This is a genomic window from Pinibacter soli (assembly GCF_029961145.1).
Lineage (GTDB): Bacteria > Bacteroidota > Bacteroidia > Chitinophagales > Chitinophagaceae > Pinibacter > Pinibacter soli.
This window is the reverse complement of sequence record NZ_JASBRG010000005.1, coordinates 350,889-368,610: the sequence shown is the minus strand read 5'-3', so window position 1 is coordinate 368,610 and position 17,722 is coordinate 350,889. Positions and strand designations below refer to the sequence as shown.

Here is a 17,722-nt window from a genome sequence, read left to right as displayed (position 1 = left end):
TTCAACTTTATTCACTTTTGTTTTATACTTCTCGCTTAATATACGGTACTTTATTACCTTTGCGCTTTCTCAGACCATCCCATATACTATCATGGAAATAACAGTTAAAACCGCCGAGCAATTGCGTTTAACGGCAGAAGAATTTGAGTTAATAAAGAAAAAATTAGGAAGAACCCCCAATTTTAATGAGTTATGTGCCTTCAGCGCAATGTGGAGCGAGCACTGCAGTTACAAAAATTCAATCAAATGGCTTAAAACTTTACCCCGCGAAGGCGGAAGAATGCTGGTAGCAGCTGGTGAAGAAAATGCCGGTCTGATGGATATGGGCGATGGATACGGGGTAGTTTTTAAAATTGAAAGCCATAATCACCCCTCAGCGATTGAGCCTTTCCAAGGCGCAGCAACAGGCGTAGGTGGTATTCACCGCGATATATTCACAATGGGAGCGAGACCAATCGCGTCTTTGAACTCTCTTCGTTTCGGCAATCTTAACGAAGCGAAAACCCAGCATTTGTTGGGCGGCGTTGTTCACGGAATCGGCCACTACGGTAACTGCTTCGGCGTACCGACTGTAGGTGGTGAAATTTATTTTGAGCAATGCTATCACACCAATCCTTTGGTAAACGCAATGAGCGTTGGTATTGTAAAAGCTGGTGAAACAGTTAGTGCGACCGCATTAGGAAAAGGAAATCCCGTAATTTTTGTTGGTTCAGCTACTGGTAAAGACGGTATTGGTGGGGCATCTTTTGCTTCTGCGGATATCACGGCAGAAAGCACAGAAGAATTGCCTGCTGTTCAGGTAGGTGACCCTTTCCAGGAAAAGAAATTGCTGGAAGCGTGTCTTGAAGTAATTCCAACAGGTGTGGTAGTTGGTATGCAGGACATGGGCGCTGCAGGGATCATATGCTCTACAGCAGAAATGAGTGCAAAAGGTGGTGTAGGTATGCGCATAGATCTAGACAAAGTGCCGACACGCCAGCAAAATATGAAAGCCTGGGAACTTTTGCTCAGCGAAAGCCAGGAGCGTATGTTAATGGTTGTGGAAAAAGGTAAAGAAGACGTTGTTCAAAAAATATTCGATAAATGGGATCTTCCTTGCTCCGTAATTGGAGAAGTAACAGAAGATGGCTTGTTAAGTTTCTACATGCACGGAGAGTTGGAAGCTCAATTGCCAGCAGAAGAACTGGTATTGGGCGGCGGTGCTCCTCAATATGAGCGTGCGTACACTGAGCCAACATACCTCGCAAAAACAAAAGCATTTGATGCGGCTTCAATCGAAGTACCAAAAGATTTGAAAGCCGTTGCAGAAAAATTGATTCAAATTCCAAACATCGCTTCTAAACGATGGGTGTATGTTCAATACGATAGTATGGTGGGTACCGGTAATACTTCTACCAACCAACCTTCCGATGCTGCAGTTGTTTTGGCAAAGCCAAGTGAAAAAGCATTGGCGGTGACTACAGATTGTAACAGCCGTTATGTATATGCTGATCCGTACAAAGGCGCAATGATTGCTGTTGCTGAAGCCGCAAGGAATATCGTGTGCAGCGGCGGTGAACCTTTGGGTGTAACCAACTGCTTAAACTTTGGTAACCCTTACGATCCGCAAGTGTATTATCAGTTTGTTCACGCAATTAAGGGTATGGGCGATGCTTGTCGCAAATTCAACACTCCTGTAACAGGTGGTAACGTGAGCTTCTACAATCAAAACCCTGATGGCCCTGTTTATCCGACACCAACAATTGGTATGGTAGGTTTGCTGGATAGCGTTCATGATAAAATGACATTGGACTTTAAAGAAGAAGGCGACGTAATTTACCTAGTTGGTAAAAGCTACGCTGATATCAACAGTTCTGAATATTTACAAAAAATAAAAGGCGTTGAGTACTCACCAGCTCCGCATTTTGATATAGAAGAAGAGTTTGCATTGCAGCAACAAATAACAAAAGCGATCAAAGAAAAAGTGATCGCGTCTGCACACGACGTGAGCGAAGGCGGTTTGTTCATTACTTTGATCGAATCTTCTTTCAACAGAAACCTTGGTTTTGAAGTGGCCACAACAAACTCCGGCATTCGCAAAGATGCATATTGGTTTGGCGAAGCACAGAGCAGAGTAGTGGTGACTGTGAAAAAAGATCAGGTTGCTGCTTTTGAAAAATCATTAAGCGGCGCAACATTCGCAAAACTCGGAACTGTTACAAATGGTTCAGTAAGCATCGATGGTGAAAACTGGGGCAATGTAATTTCCTGGAAAGAAAAATACGATAACGCAATTGGCAACCTTTTGGCTGGACATGATAGCGAACATGCGTTGAGCGCACTTTAAAGTGTAATTAATAATTAGTAATTAATAATTAATAGACGATCACTCTGCTTTCATGCTATTAAGCCTATTTGGGGAGACTTCGATATTAATTATTAATTACCGATTATTCAAGAATAATTGGAATTATGAATGAATCTTCAATCGTCGTAACCGGCGCCGCTGGCTTTATAGGAAGTTGCCTAGTAGGATTTCTTAACAGCCAAGGATATACGAATTTGTTGCTGGTGGATGATTTTTCCAGAGCCGACAAAGAACCGAATCTTCAAGGCAAAACATACCTCCAAAAAATAGAAAGGGAATCTTTCTTCGATTGGCTGCAAAAGGATGATCCTGCCATCGATTTCATATTTCACATAGGAGCAAGAACAGATACTACTGAATTTAATTACGCTATACACGAGCACCTCAACGTAGACTATTCACAAAAAATATGGAACTACTGTGTTGAAAAAAATGTTCCGTTAGTGTACGCTTCATCTGCTGCAACATACGGTGGAGGCGAATTTGGTTATGACGATAATCACGAGTTGCCTTTTAAGCTAAAGCCGTTAAATCCTTATGGGATTTCCAAAAATGAGTTTGACAAATGGGCTATTGAGCAAACCGCCCAGCCTCCATTTTGGGCAGGTCTTAAATTCTTTAATGTTTACGGACCAAACGAATATCACAAAGCGAGAATGGCAAGCGTAATATTCCATTCCTTTAATCAAATAAAGAAAGATGGATTGGTAAAGCTATTTAGATCACACAGACCTGACTTTAAAGATGGTCAACAGCTTCGTGACTTTGTATATGTTAAAGACGTTATCAAAGTTTGTTATTGGCTTATGCAAAACGAGCCGGCATCGGGCATATACAATCTTGGCACTGGCAAAGCAAGAGCGTTTGAGGACTTGGTAAAAGCAACATTCGCCGGTATCGATACTAGTCCAAACATTCAGTTCATCGATATGCCTGAAGATATTCGCGATAAATATCAATATTTCACAGAAGCGAATATGCAAAAGCTTTTCAATGAAGGCTACACCGATAAGTTCTATTCGTTAGAAGAAGGAGTGCAGGATTATGTGAGAAATTATTTGTCGCAGGGAAAGTTTTACTAATTTCGTAATCAGAATTAGAACATAGAAAAAGCCATTTCACTATTTTAGTGATGGCTTTTTCTATTATATAAAACCGACACCATGTACAATAAGATAGCAATAATAGGCGGAGGAAATTTAGGCACAGCAATAGCAGAAGGGTTGTTGAAAAGTGAATTTTCAAAGCCTGCCGATATTACCATCACCCGCAGAAATCTCACAGAACTTGAAGGGCTAAAAAATAAAGGAGTAAAAGTTACCTCTGATAACATCGAGGCTGTAAAAAACAGCGATGTTGTAATACTTGCAGTAAAACCTTTCCAAATAAAAGATGTGCTGGACGGCTTTAAAGCCGAATTGGATCCGCAAAAACATATACTGGTATCTGTTATAACCGGAATTTTTATAGAGGATATGCAGAATGCGGTTCAGAAAAATGTTCCTTTATTCCGGGCAATGCCGAATACCGCGATCGCGATACAGGAGAGCATGACATGTATTAGTCATAAAGGGGCGAATAATACCCAGGTAGATTTCATTAAGAACATATTTGAGAAATTGGGTAAAGTGGCAATGATCGACGAAAAGCTAATGGATGCGGCTACGGTGCTGGGAGCCTGTGGTACTGCTTTTGCAATGAGATATATTCGCGCCAATATACAGGGAGGCATAGAAATCGGTTTTAGTGCAGCAACAGCCAGTCTTATTGCGGCACAAACTGTAAAGGGAGCGGCGGATCTTCTTCTTTTAAAAGGAGCACACCCTGAGCAGGAAATCGATAAAGTAACTACCCCAAAGGGCTGTACGATAGCAGGATTAAATGAAATGGAACACCAGGGATTCAGCTCGTCACTTATTAGGGGGGTTGTAACCAGTTACAACAAAATATTGAATAGTTAACGAAAAAATAATGATAGAAAGGGGTGATAAACAAAAAGTTACGAGAAAAAACTTCTTTTTATCTAAAAATAAGTCATAGTTTTGATTTTAGGATTTTAATGAATACTTTAGAGTACTAGGGAATCCTTATCCTTTTTAAAACGATTGCTGGCCGATTTCAGAATTATAAAATTCCCGTTGTATGCAAAAAAGAAACTTACCGGCCTTACTTCTATTGGGTGAATTAGTCACTATTGTAGTTATGCATGTTGTAAAGCACAATCAGCAAATTAATAAAGACCGTTCCGCTGTAATTTTCGAGCAAACCGAAACTGTTCCTTCTTCTATACAGGTAAATCAAAATGTGGTTTATCGTTTAAATCATCGATTGTCGTCGTTGAATAGATAAGCTAATGAATTCTTTTTTCTGTTAGTGTCAATTTTGCTTTTTCTGGTATTGCTGCCACTTTTTTTAGAGTGTAGTCGTAGCCCACAATACCTGTTTTTGCAATGGCCACTGCAATATTTTTTCCCTCTTGTTCTTTAGTTATCCTATAAAAAATGTCGAACGAAACTCTTGTGAATTCGGCGGCACAAACCTCGATTTTCAATTTATCTCCATAAAACCCTTCCGCTTTGTATTCAATTGCTACATCGCCCATGATAATACCGATACCCTCAAGATCAAGCTCCGAATAACCGTAATGTTTTAAAAAGCGAACCCTGGCTTCGTGTAGTAAAGAAAGGATGGTATCGTTGCCAACGTGACCACCATAATTAAGATCGGAAATACGTATGTCTATCGATGTGGAAAATGTAAATGTAGCTGGTAAATCTATTTTTATTCGCGCCATAGATTCAAAGTTAATGAATAGCGCTTTTTAATTTTCTCTTATGAGGTCCTTAAGATTTAAAATATCCATGCCGTTGAATGCATTTGGAGCATAACCTGCCTGAACAATTTTTGTTCTCCATTCACTAAATTTCTTCTCCATAGCTGTATTTTCTATAACCGTATTTTGATTATCAGAATTGGAAGCTACTGTATACGTATGGGCATGCATTGCGTTGAAAATTTTCATAGAAATTTTTCGCAGTTCGCCGTTGGGCCCAAGCACTGTAATATAATTTCCGTTTACGACAAATTTAGACGCCAGCTCAGATAAAGATGCTTTAATATTTGAAGAAACGATCTGCACGGTAGGTTTTGATGAAACAAAGTCAACGTCTGCAGTTTCGGTATTTTTATTTTGAATGCTTGTAGTGTGAACGGATCGTAATATCCTATTTAGCGCAAGATGCTTAACTGATTTATTATCGCCATCGTCGGCATTATCATCCGCATTGTCATCCGCTTCAACAATTGGAGGATGATTTGTAATTTGTTGGTGATGAATCGGAGGAAGATTGTTGGTTTTGGTAGCAGTCGCAAGACTTTGATCCTTCTTGTTATTATTAAGGAAAAAGATTCCAAGTGTAGATAACGCTATCAAAATTGCTGCGGCTACAGACCATCTAAATGTTGTATTGATTTTTCTTACCGGAGTTTCTTTTTGAGGAAGATCTCTTTCAAGGGCAGTAACTACTTTGTCAAATATGCCGGCAGGAGGAGTGGTCTCGTAATTGAACAATCTTTCCGAAGTGTCTTTATAAAGCCTGTTCTCATCTAGTTCCACAGCAATCCTGTCCCATAATCCTTTGGGAGGAGTAGCCTCAAATTGCTGTAATTTATTTTTTAGATGTTCCGACATTTTTTAATCAAGCTTTTTTTCTTCCAAAAGGCCTTTTACTCTCTTTTGCAAAAGCATTTTTGCTCTTGCTAGCTGAGACTTGCTTGTGCCCTCGCTAATTTGCAACAAATCCCCGATTTCTTTGTGTGAATAACCTTCCACAACGTATAGGTTAAAAACAGTTCGATAGCCCGGCGATAATTCTTGAATAAGCTGAACAATATCTTTTTCGGCTAGATTGTCTAAAGCGTTTGCAGAAAAATCTTCTATTGTTCTTTCCTCATTTTCGGTAATACTGTTCAGGTATACCTTTTTTCGGAAATGTTCAATGCATGTATTCACAAAAACCCTGCGCATCCAACCCTCAAAAGACCCTTCACCTCTGAATTTTTGTAAATTTTTAAAAATTTTAATAAATCCTTCCTGCAAAAGATCCGCTGCGTCGTCGGCATTGGAGGCGTAGCGGAGGCAAATGGCGTACATTTTAGGAGAAAACTTTTGATACAAAGCCTCCTGAGAACGCCTATCACTCCTAAGACACCCCTGAATTAAGTCGTATTCCGATATATTTTGGTTGCTTTCCGACAAACTTTTTTTATTTTCCAGGATAAAAATTTATAATTATCTGTGTTTCAGAAGTAAAACTATCTAATATTCAGTTTGTTTAAAAATAAAACTAATTTTTCAGTAGCTTTTTTGCGATGACTAAAAACATTCTTCTCCTCCATTGTCATTTCTGCAAAGGTTTTGTCTGCTCCTGAAGATACAAATATGGCGTCGTAGCCAAATCCATTCGTTCCTTTAGGAGAATAAATAATTTCTCCCTCGCAAATCCCTTCAAAAAGATACTGTTCTTTATTAATAATTAATGAAATAACTGTTCTGAAGCGAGCTTTTCTATTTTCCCCATTTCCAAGTTTCAGGAGAAGTTTCTCAATATTCTTATTGAAATCCTTCACATCACCTGCATATCTCGCACTTTTAACACCAGGCTCGCCGTTTAGCGCTTCTACCTCAAGGCCTGTGTCCTCGCTAAAACAATCGGTATTGGTAAGCTTATATATGGTCGAAGATTTTTCAACAGCGTTTTCCTCCAGCGTATCGTGTGGCTCTGGAATATCGATGTCAATTCCAGCCGCTTTGAGAGAAACGACATCGAACGTATTGCCAATAATGTGTTGAATTTCATCGACTTTATGCTGATTGTTAGTCGCAAATATGAGCTTCATGTAAAATGAGAGTTAGATATTTAAGAGTTGTTTCAGGGAGTTCCAAAGTCTGCCTTTGAGAACCTTTCCATCAGGTGTATTTTGATTTAGTAATTCAAGTTTTGGTGCATTGATTATATTAATGCCGTTTTTATTGCTGACTTCAAACGAAACAGGCGCTCTAAAATCATTGAGAACCGGCGGTTCTTCGCCAAAAGTGATGATTTGTTTTGGCTGTAATTGCCCTATATTGTTGAAATTAACTTCTTGGGAATTACAATTCACAATGGCAACATCTCCAAGATTTAGTTGGCAGGCTTTCAATATATTTCCCAGAAACTCAAGTTGAGCCTCTGGCAAATGAACCTCGTTTGAATAGCAAACCAGGATAACAAATTGCCTGATATTTTTGCCTAAAAATTGAATGGGTTTGTCAATTATTGGGGCAGGTTCGGACGATTTCTCAACCTTCGCTACAGCCGAAAAATCCTCTACCAAGTGCCTTTTATAAAGGTCTGCGACTAAAAATCCCGGTAATTGTACGTTGTTAAAACTCATGCTCTTGTATTTTGGCAACCCAAACTTTGTTCGTTTCTTTGCACAAATGTAAATGAATATGATTGCCGCACATACAATACCGGTTACAAAAGTTGACGCGAGTAAATTACCTGGTGTAAAGCTTGAAAATGTTCCATTTGGTAAGTATTCCACAGATTATATGCTGGAAGCTGATTACGTCGATGGCGAATGGAAAAATGTGGAGATTAAACCGTATCAACCGTTATTGATTGGTCCTGCGAACATGGCGCTACATTATGGTCAGGCAATTTTTGAAGGTATTAAAGCTTACAAAAGCGACAGCGGCGAAGTCTTCATATTCCGTCCGTACGACAATTTCAGACGTTTCAACCTTTCAGCTGAGCGTCTTTGCATGCCTGCCGTACCGGAAGAGATTTTCATTGATGGAATGCGCCAGTTGATCGACCTGGAAAAAGGCTGGATCCCTGCAATGGAAAATCACTCTCTTTACATTCGTCCATTTATGTTCAGCACTGACGAATCATTGGGCGTAAAAGCTTCTGAAACATATAAATTCATGATCATTTTAAGTCCTACAGGGCCTTATTATGGCAAACCAATGAAAATTTATGTGGAAGAAAAATATACACGAGCTGCTCCTGGTGGGGTGGGGTTCTCAAAAAATGCCGGAAATTATGCAGGTAGCCTGTATCCTGCTAAAGTAGCAAAGGATAAAGGTTACGACCAAGTGTTGTGGACAGACGCTTTTGAGCACAAATGGCTGCAGGAAGTGGGAACGATGAACGTTTTCTTTGTAATTGGCGATACTGCTGTGACTCCTTCACTGGAAGAAGGAACAATTTTGGCCGGTGTTACACGTGACAGTGTAATTACGATATTGAAAGAAATTGGCCTGAATGTAGCGGAAAGACCCATCAGCATAGATGAATTGATAAAAGAATACGATGCAGGAAATGTGAAAGATGTGTTCGGGACAGGGACCGCAGCCACTATTTCTCCAATTAAAGAATTGAGATACAAGGACAAAGTGATGACATTCGATACAGACAAGTGGACAATTACACCAGAAGTTAAGAAAAGGCTGGATGCCATCAGAAGCGGCCAGGCTGAGGACAGATATAACTGGTTGTTAACTGTTTAATCCACATGTTTTCAACATTGAGAAAAATATTTTTAGAAAACAACATTTTTAAATTTGGTATTTAAGGTAATCGCTGTTACCTTTGCCGTCCCAAATAAAAAAGGTTATAATGCCTACGATACAACAATTAGTTAGAAAAGGTAGAGAAATTATTAAAGCAAAGAGCAAATCCAGAGCGCTGGATGCATGTCCTCAACGTCGTGGTGTTTGTACACGTGTGTACACAACTACGCCTAAGAAGCCAAACTCAGCTTTACGTAAAGTAGCTAAAGTGCGTTTGACGAATAAAGTAGAAGTTATCGCATATATTCCAGGTGAAGGACACAACCTGCAAGAGCACTCAATCGTGTTAATCCGCGGAGGTCGTGTTAAGGATTTGCCAGGTGTTCGTTACCATATCGTTCGTGGTAGCTTGGATACTGCAGGTGTGAAAGACAGGAAGAAGAGCCGTTCTAAATACGGAACTAAGAAAGAAAAAGCGAAAAAATAATTAATTAATCAAGCTGTTTAAATAGATTTTCCAATGAGGAAAGCGCAAGCCAAAAAATTACCTCTAGCTCCTGATGCTAAGTATAACGACAAACTAGTTACACGTTTTGTTAACAACATCATGTGGCAAGGTAAAAAAAGTGTAGCATTCGAAATTTTTTATGATGCACTTGATAAAGTAGCTAAAATCACTAACGAAGATGGCTACGAAATTTGGAAAAAAGCGATATCAAACGTAACTCCGGGAGTTGAGGTTAGAAGCCGTCGTATTGGTGGCGCTACTTTTCAAATTCCTTCTGAGGTTCGTCCTGACAGAAAGATTTCTTTAAGTATCAAATGGCTGGTACGTTATAGCCGTGAAAGAAACGGTCGTAGCATGGCAGACAAATTGGCTAACGAAATCGTAGCAGCAGCAAAAGGCGAAGGTGGAGCTTTCAAAAAGAAAGAGGACACTCACCGTATGGCTGAAGCTAACAAAGCTTTTTCTCACTTCAAGATTTAAGTTGTATACAAAGCCTTTATATATTGGACCATTGCTTAGAAATAGGCAATGGTTTTTTTGTTTGCCTGAAGTGAGCATGCAGATGACGCTGATTTTTCAGATTTACGCTGATCTTTTCAGAACTGTAAAGCCAGTCTGCAATTATTCACAGACATTGTCAATCAGAAAGAATCTGTGTAAATCCATCTAATCTGCGTTAGATGTGTACCAATCTTCTGCAGAAATCAGCCTAATCAGCGTCATCTGCGTGCCAATAAAATAAAAAAGCGCCATCGCATTCATCAATGTCTTGGCGCTTTGTGTATTATCTGCAAAATATGTTTAGAAGAGATTAAGCTTCATCTTCATCATTGTTATCATTTGGCATTTCCGGAACGTCAAATGAGTCTGGACCGCTTTCGTCGCTATTGTGAGAGATAGGCTCATCAGTAGGTTCTACTATTGGTGCTGGAGTTTCAACTGGTCCTTCCATTGGTGCTGGAGACGGTTGAACTTTAGCTGGAACTACTTTTTTAGCGATTTTTTTTGCTGCTTTTTTAGGAGCTGCTTTTTTAACTGGAGCTGCTTTCTTTACCGGTGCTTTTTTAACTGGAGCTTTTTTCAGTGGAGATTTTTTAGCAACTTTTTTTGGAGCTGCTTTTTTTGGAGCGGCCTTTTTTACTACTTTTTTAGGGGCAACTTTTTTTGCTGCCTTTTTAGGAGCCGCTTTTTTCGCAGCTGCTTTTTTTACTACTTTTTTGATTGCTTTTTTCGCAGTCGCTTTTTTAGGGGCAGCTTTTTTGGGAGCAGCTTTTTTTACAGCCTTCTTCGCTGCTTTCTTCACAGCTTTTTTAGGTGCGGCTTTTTTTGCAGCTTTTTTAGGCGCAGCCTTTTTAGGAGCGGCCTTCTTAGGCGCTGCTTTTTTTGCTGGTGCTTTTTTTGCTACCTTTTTTTTCGTGGCCATATTTGTTCGTGATTTTTAGGTGATTTTGAATTGACAAAATAAATTTACATTACCCTTTACTAATAACAAATAAATATCTTCAACATTTTCAGGAATTTATAAAAAAAATATCCCTAGTTAATCCACATCTTAAAACTCCATGCCAATAAATTCATGTGAATTGTATATATAACTTGCCAGTGGCTGTATTTTTTTACTTCTAAATCTTTACCTTTGCGCCTCAAATTCGGTTTATTGTTCTTATTAAAGAATGGGCAATAAATCAAACAGAGAGACTCAAACTTTTTAACATACAAAAATGGCAGACTTAAGATTTCAAAGAAACTTTGGTATTGCGGCTCACATTGACGCCGGAAAGACCACTACTACAGAGCGTATCTTACGCTACACAGGGATGATCCACAAAATTGGTGAAGTTCACGACGGTGGTGCTACTACCGACTGGATGGAGCAAGAAAAAGAAAGAGGTATCACAATTACCTCTGCTGCAGTAAGCTGCCAGTGGAATTTCCCAACTGATAAAGGTAAAGCTGACGCTAACACTAAAAAATATTACTTCAACATTATCGATACTCCGGGTCACGTGGACTTTACTATAGAAGTTGAGCGTTCCATGCGTGTATTGGATGGTTTGATCGCGTTGTTCAGTGCGGTTGATGGTGTAGAACCTCAATCTGAAACTGTTTGGCGCCAGGCTAACCGTTACAAAGTTCCTCGTATCGGTTTCGTAAATAAAATGGATCGTTCTGGTGCTGACTTCCTTAACGTGGTAAAACAAGTTAAAGAAATGTTGGGTGCTAAAGCTGTTCCATTACAGTTACCAATCGGCGCTGAAGATAATTTCACAGGCGTTGTGGATTTGATTACAATGAAAGGTGTGGTTTGGCACATGGAAACAGAAGGTATGACTTTCGACGAAATTCCTGTACCTGCTGACATGGTTGACGAAGCTAACGAATACAGAGCTGCGCTTGTTGAAGCAGTTGCTGAATACGATGATACTTTGATGGAGAAATTCTTCGAAGATCCAAACTCAATTTCTGAAGCAGAATTGCATGAAGCTATCCGCAAAGCAACGATCGATCTCAGCATCGTTCCTATGATGTGCGGTTCTTCATTCAAAAATAAAGGTGTACAAACTGCATTGGATGCGGTTTGCCGTTACCTGCCAAGCCCGCTTGATATCGACGCTGTAGAAGGTACTAACCCTGACACTGGCGAAGCTATCGTTCGTAAACCAGATGCAAAAGAACCATTTGCTGCATTGGCATTCAAAATCATGACTGACCCATTCGTAGGTCGTCTTGCATTCTTCCGTGCATATAGTGGTCACCTTGATGCAGGTTCTTACGTATTGAACGTACGTAGCGGTAAGAAAGAGCGTATCAGCCGTATCATGAAAATGTTTGCTAACAAGCAAAACCCAATCGATTTCATCGAAGCTGGTGATATCGGAGCGGCAGTTGGTTTCAAAGAGATCAAAACTGGTGATACACTTTGTGATGAAGACAACCCGATCGTTCTGGAAAACATGTTCATTCCAGAACCAGTTATCTCCGTAGCTATCGAGCCTAAGACTCAGGCTGACGTTGATAAAATGGGTATGGCTATCGCTAAATTGGTTGAAGAAGATCCTACATTACGTGTAAGAACAGACGAAGAAACAGGTCAAACAATCTTGAGTGGCATGGGTGAGCTTCACCTTGAAATCATCATTGACCGTATGCGTCGTGAGTTCAAAGTAGAAGTAAACCAGGGTAACCCTCAGGTAGCTTATAAAGAGGCGTTCAAAGCAACTATTGAGCACCGTGAAACATTGAAAAAACAAACCGGTGGTCGTGGTAAATTCGCTGACATCGTGTTTGCTATCGGACCTGCTGATGAAGAGTGGTTAAAAGAAAACCCAGGAAAATCTTACCAGTTCGTAAACGATATCTTTGGTGGATCTATTCCTCGTGAGTTTGTACCAGCTATTCAGAAAGGTTTCGAATCTGCAATGTCTAATGGTGTATTGGCTAACTATCCTGTTGTGGACATGAAGATCCGCGTATTTGATGGTAGCTTCCACCAGGTTGACTCTGATGCTATGTCATTCGAGCTTTGTGCTAAACAAGGTTTCCGTGAAGCAGCAAGAAAAGCAAAACCAACTTTACTTGAGCCAATCATGAGAGTTGAGGTTGTAACTCCTGACCAATACATGGGTGATGTTACAGGTGACTTGAACCGTCGTCGTGGTATGCTGGAAGGTATGGATAGCCGTAATAACGCACAGGTTATTAAAGCTAAAGTTCCTTTGAGCGAAATGTTCGGTTATGTAACTCAGTTGCGTTCATTGTCTTCTGGTCGTGCGTCTTCTACAATGGAATTCTCACACTATTCACCAGCGCCTAACAACATTGCAGATGAGGTTATCGCAAAAGTGAAAGGTAAAGTAAACGCATAATTTAGCTTCTTACTTATAAAACAAAAGCCGGTTGAGTAATCCACCGGCTTTTGTCGTTTATAAAATGTTACAGTAAAAAAATGAAGAGAATATTTATGAGCCAGGCAGTAGAGCGTTGATGGGGCTTGGGTTGCGTCGCACCCTTGTGCAGTAGTAATCCTATTCAGCAAATATTACTTCGAATATTTAAAGCACAAATTAATTCGAAGGCAATTGCAGTGAATATTCCCTGATTATTTTTTCATTGTTTAATTCTTTCAAAGTTTTACTTTTTCTATCTAAGTAAAAGATATAGTTTTCATTCATGGCTTTTGATATAAAAAAACAAGCTCTGATTGTATCATTTTTTTCACTCCAGGTTCCTGTATATGTTCTACTTCTTAGAAGGATTACTTCATTATATTGACAGATGTTTTTTTCTAAAAAAGACCATTTAAAATCCATTGGAATTTTCCCAATTATATAACCTACGTAAATGGGTTTTAATTTTTTGATTTCACGTTTTGAAAGGTTTATATTTTTTGTTGTGGTACACGAAAAAAATAATAAAGCTATGGTTGTAAACAAAGTCAATGTATAAAAACTAAACTTCATTGTTTATAAATTAAAAAGGGTAGCTAATAAATAATTTTCAAATATATCAAACTATCCAACTTCTTCAGCTCGCAGCTTCCCAAAGCGTATTATTATAACTTTGGAGAAATATTATATTGTCTTTGAGATGTGTTTGTTGCCAAAGTCAAGCATTTGTTGTAGCTGTATGCAACGTTGAAAGGAGACGCAAGCAAAGCCTAATTAAAGAACAAATGTTCGTCACCCAAAAAAACCGTGTAAATCAGTCTCATCCTTGTTGTCTGTGTGCCTTAAGATTTTTATTTGCTCAACATCACTTACCTTCCATAAAAAATTTCGTATATGTTGCAACGTGTTATTTTGGTAATGCTTTCCATCTTGTATATAGGAAACATTTCTGCGCAGGAAAAAATTACGTGGTCCAGAGAAGGAAACAGCTATTATGTAAATGAAGATAATAGAATCGCTAAATACACATTGCCGAACCGATCATCTACAGTTGTTGTTGACAGGCATAAGTTAATGCCGTCCGGAAAAAAAACGGCTTTGAACATACGTAATTTCATTTTCTCGACAGATGAAAAAAAAGTATTGATCTACACAAATACAAAGAAAGTTTGGCGGCAAGACACAAGAGGGGATTACTGGCTCTATGATCTTACAACAGGCTCGCTGAAACAATTGGGAATTGGATTGCCAGAATCGTCTTTGATGTTTGCAAAATTTTCTCCCGATGGAAGCAAAGTTGCTTACGTAAGCAATTACAATTTATATGTGGAAGAAGCAACAACGAACAAGGTAAAACAACTGACATCGGATGGAAGCCGTAAACTGATCAACGGAACATTTGACTGGGCCTATGAAGAAGAATTTTTCTGCAGAGATGGTTTTCGCTGGGCCGCCGATAGTAAACAAATTGCTTTTTGGCAAATTAATGCTAGAACGACTTCTGATTATTACATGATCAACAATACTGATTCTATTTATCCGAAAATAGTTCCTGTAGAATATCCGGTAGCCGGCACCCAACCATCTCCTTATAAAATTGGTGTTGTGAATGTTGAGACTGCGCAAACCAAGTGGATGGACATTCCTACTGACACAGTTTTGCAAACTTATGTTCCAAGAATGGAGTGGGCGGCCAATAGCAATGAACTGATCATTCAACATTTGAACAGAAAACAGAATGACAGCAAGTTGTTTATATGCAATGCGACAACCGGAAAATCAAACATGATCTACGAAGAAACGGATAAAGCATGGATCGATATTTTGCCTCTTTGGGACGATGATTATGCTTATGGCGGATGGGATTGGATCAACGGCGGAAAAGAATTTGTGTGGGCCACTGAAAAAGACGGCTGGCGCCACTTGTATCGCATTAGCCGCGATGGCAAAAAAGAGACACTGATCACCAACGGTAATTATGATGTGATGGATATTGTGCGCATTGATGAAAAAGGAGGCTACGTTTATTTCATGGCTTCACCCGACAATGGTACACAGAAATATTTGTACAGAACGAAACTGGATGGCAAGGGTAAAGCGGAAAGAGTATCTCCGGCCAATCAACAGGGAACGCATGAATACAATCTTTCTCCTGATGCAAAATTTGCGATGCATAATTTCTCTAACTATTATACAAGGCCTACATCAGAGTGGATCACTTTGCCTGCGCATACTGGAGTGAATGGAGGCAGCGACGTAAACAATGCTGTAGCTGCGGCAGACAAGAGCCGGTTTCCGTTGCAGTTCTTCAAGATAAAAACTGCAGACAATGTTGAAATGGATGCGTGGATGTTGAGGCCCGAAAACTTCGATAGCACGAAGAAATATCCTGTGGTGTTCCAGGTGTACACAGAGCCATGGGGGCAACTTGTTAAGGATGAATTTGGTACCGGATACAACTTTTTGTATCGAGGCAACATGGCAAAGGACGGCTACATCTACATTACAATTGATAATAGAGGAACACCTTGTCCAAAAGGAAGAGAATGGAGAAAATGCGTTTACAGGCAAATTGGACAGATCAACATTAATGATCAGGCGATGGCTGCAAAAGAAATTTTGAAATGGCCATTTGTTGATAAAGACCGCATTGCAGTTTGGGGTTGGAGCGGTGGTGGTTCTGCGACATTGAATTTAATGTTCCAGCATCCGGAGATTTACAAAACCGGAATAGCTATTGCAGCGGTAGGTAATCAACTTACATACGATAACATTTACCAGGAGCGCTACATGGGACTGCCGCAAGAAAACCGCGAAGATTTCGTGAAAGGTTCGCCGATCACATACGTTAAAAATTTGAAAGGAAATTTACTGTACATACATGGAACAGGTGATGATAACGTACACTACGATAATGCTGAGATGTTGTTGAATGAATTGATTAAATACAATAAACAATTTCAGTTTATGCCTTATCCAAACCGTACCCACAGCATATCTGAAGGAGAAGGAACAAATCTCCATTTAAGTACCTTGTATACAAACTATTTAAGAGCGAATTGTCCTCCGGGAGGAAAATAGGTGATTGAAGTTTTTAAGTCCCTGCAATTATGCAGGGATTTTTTTATGCAGAGTAACTGAATAACTGATTAACTGAATAATTGAATGGTGGATTTATGCAACATCTAACAACTGTCAACTAACAACCAACAACTATTCTTTTATCTTTGCGGCTCACTAATTCTCTTTTATGGAAAGGATTTTTTCCTATGCTCATTTGTTGAATTTTACAGAATCGATATTCAGACAGATTGGTTGCAGTGCTGAAGACGCAACTATTGCAGCAAAAACTTTATTAAGCGCAGATCTGCGCGGCGTTGATTCACACGGCGTGGCACGACTGACGGGCTATGTGCGTTTGTGGGAGGCCAAAAGAGTGAATGCAAAGCCTGCAATGAAAGTGATTCACGAAACCCCTTCGACGGCAGTTGTAGATGGTGACAGCGGTTTGGGGCTTGTCGTAGCTCCTTATGCTATGAAAGTGGCGATCGAAAAAGCGAAGAATGTAGGAACAGGTTGGGTGAGCGTACAGAACTCCAATCACTTTGGTATAGCTGGATTCCATGCGATGATGGCGCTGGAAAATGATATGATCGGCATTGCGATGACCAATGCGAGTGCTCTGGTAGCGCCAACTTTTTCAACGGAGCGCATGCTGGGTACAAACCCAATTTGCGTAGCTATCCCCGCCGGAAAAGAGCCTGCTTTTGTAGCTGATTTGGCAACAACTACAGCTGCTAACGGCAAACTGGAAATTTTACAAAGAAAAAATCTGGACGCACCAACTGGTTGGATCCAGGATAAAGAAGGAAATATTTCTACAGACGCCCATGCTTTGAAGAATGGAGGTGCTTTATTGCCGCTGGGTGGTGACCGCGAACATGGAAGTCATAAGGGGTACGCATTGGGAGCGGTAGTTGATATTTTCTCGGCCATACTAAGTGGTGCAAACTATGGCCCATGGGTGCCACCGTTTCCTGCTTACGTGCCTATGCCGGAGAATATGCCAGGTAAAGGAATCGGTCACTTTTTGGGAGCTATGCGAATAGACGCTTTCCGTAAGGCAGACGAGTTTAAAGAGCACATGGATAACTGGATACAGCGATTTAGAAGCGCCAAAACGGTGGCCGGCGAGAAAAGTGTGTTGATCCCCGGTGATCCCGAAAGAGAGATGGAAAAAGAGCGTTTGGAAGGCGGAATTCCATTGGTGCAGGTTGTTGTGGAGGATTTACAAAATTTGGGTAAAAAATTGGGCGTGGAGCTTTAACTTCGCAAACCCGGAAGAAAGTAAAAATTTAAAAGGGTCGTTAATAATGCGGACGCTTTTTGACTTTCGAATTTTTCCTTTTGACTTCGCG

Annotated in this window: 16 protein-coding genes; 9 read left to right on the top strand and 7 right to left on the bottom strand. The window is 40.0% G+C overall.

Annotated features, from left to right (window positions below; all coding sequences use genetic code 11):
• Positions 1-91: 91 nt before the first annotated feature.
• The 3 genes from purL (at position 92) to proC (ending at position 4,308) form a co-directional block, all read left to right on the top strand.
• Entirely contained in the window at positions 92-2,326 is a 2,235-nt protein-coding gene (gene purL / locus QJ048_RS08935) for a phosphoribosylformylglycinamidine synthase subunit PurL (protein ID WP_282333994.1), read from the top strand.
• A 125-nt stretch (positions 2,327-2,451) separates the two neighbouring features.
• Positions 2,452-3,429 carry an ADP-glyceromanno-heptose 6-epimerase gene (gene rfaD, locus QJ048_RS08930; RefSeq protein ID WP_282333993.1) on the top strand — a complete coding sequence of 326 codons (978 nt, stop codon included), beginning with the start codon at positions 2,452-2,454 and terminating at the stop codon, positions 3,427-3,429.
• Positions 3,430-3,510: 81 nt separating this feature from the next.
• A complete protein-coding gene (gene proC / locus QJ048_RS08925) occupies positions 3,511-4,308 on the top strand; it encodes a pyrroline-5-carboxylate reductase (RefSeq protein WP_282333992.1) in 798 nt (265 codons plus the stop codon).
• 389 nt (positions 4,309-4,697) lie between these two features.
• Here proC and QJ048_RS08920 read toward each other — a convergent pair whose 3' ends face one another.
• From QJ048_RS08920 to QJ048_RS08900, 5 genes are all read right to left on the bottom strand, one after another.
• Positions 4,698-5,141 (bottom strand): acyl-CoA thioesterase, encoded by a 444-nt coding sequence (locus QJ048_RS08920; protein WP_282333991.1) that lies wholly within the window; start codon positions 5,139-5,141, stop codon positions 4,698-4,700.
• A gap of 27 nt (positions 5,142-5,168) precedes the next feature.
• Positions 5,169-6,038 carry a hypothetical protein gene (locus QJ048_RS08915; RefSeq protein WP_282333990.1) on the bottom strand — a complete coding sequence of 290 codons (870 nt, stop codon included), beginning with the start codon at positions 6,036-6,038 and terminating at the stop codon, positions 5,169-5,171.
• 3 nt (positions 6,039-6,041) lie between these two features.
• On the bottom strand, positions 6,042-6,524 hold the full coding sequence (locus QJ048_RS08910) for an RNA polymerase sigma factor (protein WP_282333989.1): 483 nt from the start codon (positions 6,522-6,524) through the stop codon (positions 6,042-6,044).
• A gap of 137 nt (positions 6,525-6,661) precedes the next feature.
• The gene (gene rdgB, locus QJ048_RS08905) at positions 6,662-7,246 is read right to left on the bottom strand and encodes an RdgB/HAM1 family non-canonical purine NTP pyrophosphatase (protein WP_282333988.1); all 585 of its coding nucleotides are present in this window, start codon (positions 7,244-7,246) and stop codon (positions 6,662-6,664) included.
• A 12-nt stretch (positions 7,247-7,258) separates the two neighbouring features.
• The gene (locus QJ048_RS08900; RefSeq protein WP_282333987.1) at positions 7,259-7,783 is read right to left on the bottom strand and encodes a hypothetical protein; all 525 of its coding nucleotides are present in this window, start codon (positions 7,781-7,783) and stop codon (positions 7,259-7,261) included.
• A gap of 52 nt (positions 7,784-7,835) precedes the next feature.
• Between QJ048_RS08900 and QJ048_RS08895 the strand changes: the two genes are divergently transcribed.
• The 3 genes from QJ048_RS08895 (at position 7,836) to rpsG (ending at position 9,897) form a co-directional block, all read left to right on the top strand.
• Positions 7,836-8,906: a branched-chain amino acid aminotransferase gene (locus QJ048_RS08895; RefSeq protein WP_282333986.1), complete on the top strand. Its 1,071-nt coding sequence runs from the start codon at positions 7,836-7,838 to the stop codon at positions 8,904-8,906.
• A gap of 109 nt (positions 8,907-9,015) precedes the next feature.
• Entirely contained in the window at positions 9,016-9,396 is a 381-nt protein-coding gene (rpsL, locus tag QJ048_RS08890) for a 30S ribosomal protein S12 (protein WP_217791970.1), read from the top strand.
• Positions 9,397-9,429: 33 nt separating this feature from the next.
• On the top strand, positions 9,430-9,897 hold the full coding sequence (gene rpsG, locus QJ048_RS08885; protein ID WP_282333985.1) for a 30S ribosomal protein S7: 468 nt from the start codon (positions 9,430-9,432) through the stop codon (positions 9,895-9,897).
• Between the two features lie 331 nt (positions 9,898-10,228).
• Here rpsG and QJ048_RS08880 read toward each other — a convergent pair whose 3' ends face one another.
• A complete protein-coding gene (locus QJ048_RS08880; RefSeq protein ID WP_282333984.1) occupies positions 10,229-10,720 on the bottom strand; it encodes a hypothetical protein in 492 nt (163 codons plus the stop codon).
• A gap of 418 nt (positions 10,721-11,138) precedes the next feature.
• On the opposite strand from QJ048_RS08880, the gene fusA reads away from it, so the two are divergent.
• Complete coding sequence (gene fusA, locus QJ048_RS08875) at positions 11,139-13,283, top strand: elongation factor G (protein WP_282333983.1); 2,145 nt, start codon at positions 11,139-11,141, stop codon at positions 13,281-13,283.
• 198 nt (positions 13,284-13,481) lie between these two features.
• Here fusA and QJ048_RS08870 read toward each other — a convergent pair whose 3' ends face one another.
• Entirely contained in the window at positions 13,482-13,877 is a 396-nt protein-coding gene (locus tag QJ048_RS08870) for a hypothetical protein (protein WP_282333982.1), read from the bottom strand.
• 321 nt (positions 13,878-14,198) lie between these two features.
• Between QJ048_RS08870 and QJ048_RS08865 the strand changes: the two genes are divergently transcribed.
• Complete coding sequence (locus QJ048_RS08865) at positions 14,199-16,385, top strand: S9 family peptidase (protein ID WP_282333981.1); 2,187 nt, start codon at positions 14,199-14,201, stop codon at positions 16,383-16,385.
• 169 nt (positions 16,386-16,554) lie between these two features.
• Positions 16,555-17,631, top strand: coding sequence for an Ldh family oxidoreductase (locus QJ048_RS08860; protein WP_282333980.1), 1,077 nt, complete (start codon positions 16,555-16,557; stop codon positions 17,629-17,631).
• The last annotated feature ends 91 nt before the right edge of the window (positions 17,632-17,722 follow it).

What these genes read in the sequence shown, in the direction of transcription:
- purL (WP_282333994.1), top strand. Translation starts at nt 92, where the DNA reads ATGGAAATAACAGTTAAAACCGCCGAGCAATTGCGTTTAACGGCAGAA.
- rfaD (WP_282333993.1), top strand. Translation starts at nt 2,452, where the DNA reads ATGAATGAATCTTCAATCGTCGTAACCGGCGCCGCTGGCTTTATAGGA.
- proC (WP_282333992.1), top strand. Translation starts at nt 3,511, where the DNA reads ATGTACAATAAGATAGCAATAATAGGCGGAGGAAATTTAGGCACAGCA.
- QJ048_RS08920 (WP_282333991.1), bottom strand. Translation starts at nt 5,141, where the DNA reads ATGGCGCGAATAAAAATAGATTTACCAGCTACATTTACATTTTCCACA.
- QJ048_RS08915 (WP_282333990.1), bottom strand. Translation starts at nt 6,038, where the DNA reads ATGTCGGAACATCTAAAAAATAAATTACAGCAATTTGAGGCTACTCCT.
- rdgB (WP_282333988.1), bottom strand. Translation starts at nt 7,246, where the DNA reads ATGAAGCTCATATTTGCGACTAACAATCAGCATAAAGTCGATGAAATT.
- QJ048_RS08900 (WP_282333987.1), bottom strand. Translation starts at nt 7,783, where the DNA reads ATGAGTTTTAACAACGTACAATTACCGGGATTTTTAGTCGCAGACCTT.
- QJ048_RS08895 (WP_282333986.1), top strand. Translation starts at nt 7,836, where the DNA reads ATGAATATGATTGCCGCACATACAATACCGGTTACAAAAGTTGACGCG.
- rpsL (WP_217791970.1), top strand. Translation starts at nt 9,016, where the DNA reads ATGCCTACGATACAACAATTAGTTAGAAAAGGTAGAGAAATTATTAAA.
- rpsG (WP_282333985.1), top strand. Translation starts at nt 9,430, where the DNA reads ATGAGGAAAGCGCAAGCCAAAAAATTACCTCTAGCTCCTGATGCTAAG.
- fusA (WP_282333983.1), top strand. Translation starts at nt 11,139, where the DNA reads ATGGCAGACTTAAGATTTCAAAGAAACTTTGGTATTGCGGCTCACATT.
- QJ048_RS08870 (WP_282333982.1), bottom strand. Translation starts at nt 13,877, where the DNA reads ATGAAGTTTAGTTTTTATACATTGACTTTGTTTACAACCATAGCTTTA.
- QJ048_RS08865 (WP_282333981.1), top strand. Translation starts at nt 14,199, where the DNA reads ATGTTGCAACGTGTTATTTTGGTAATGCTTTCCATCTTGTATATAGGA.
- QJ048_RS08860 (WP_282333980.1), top strand. Translation starts at nt 16,555, where the DNA reads ATGGAAAGGATTTTTTCCTATGCTCATTTGTTGAATTTTACAGAATCG.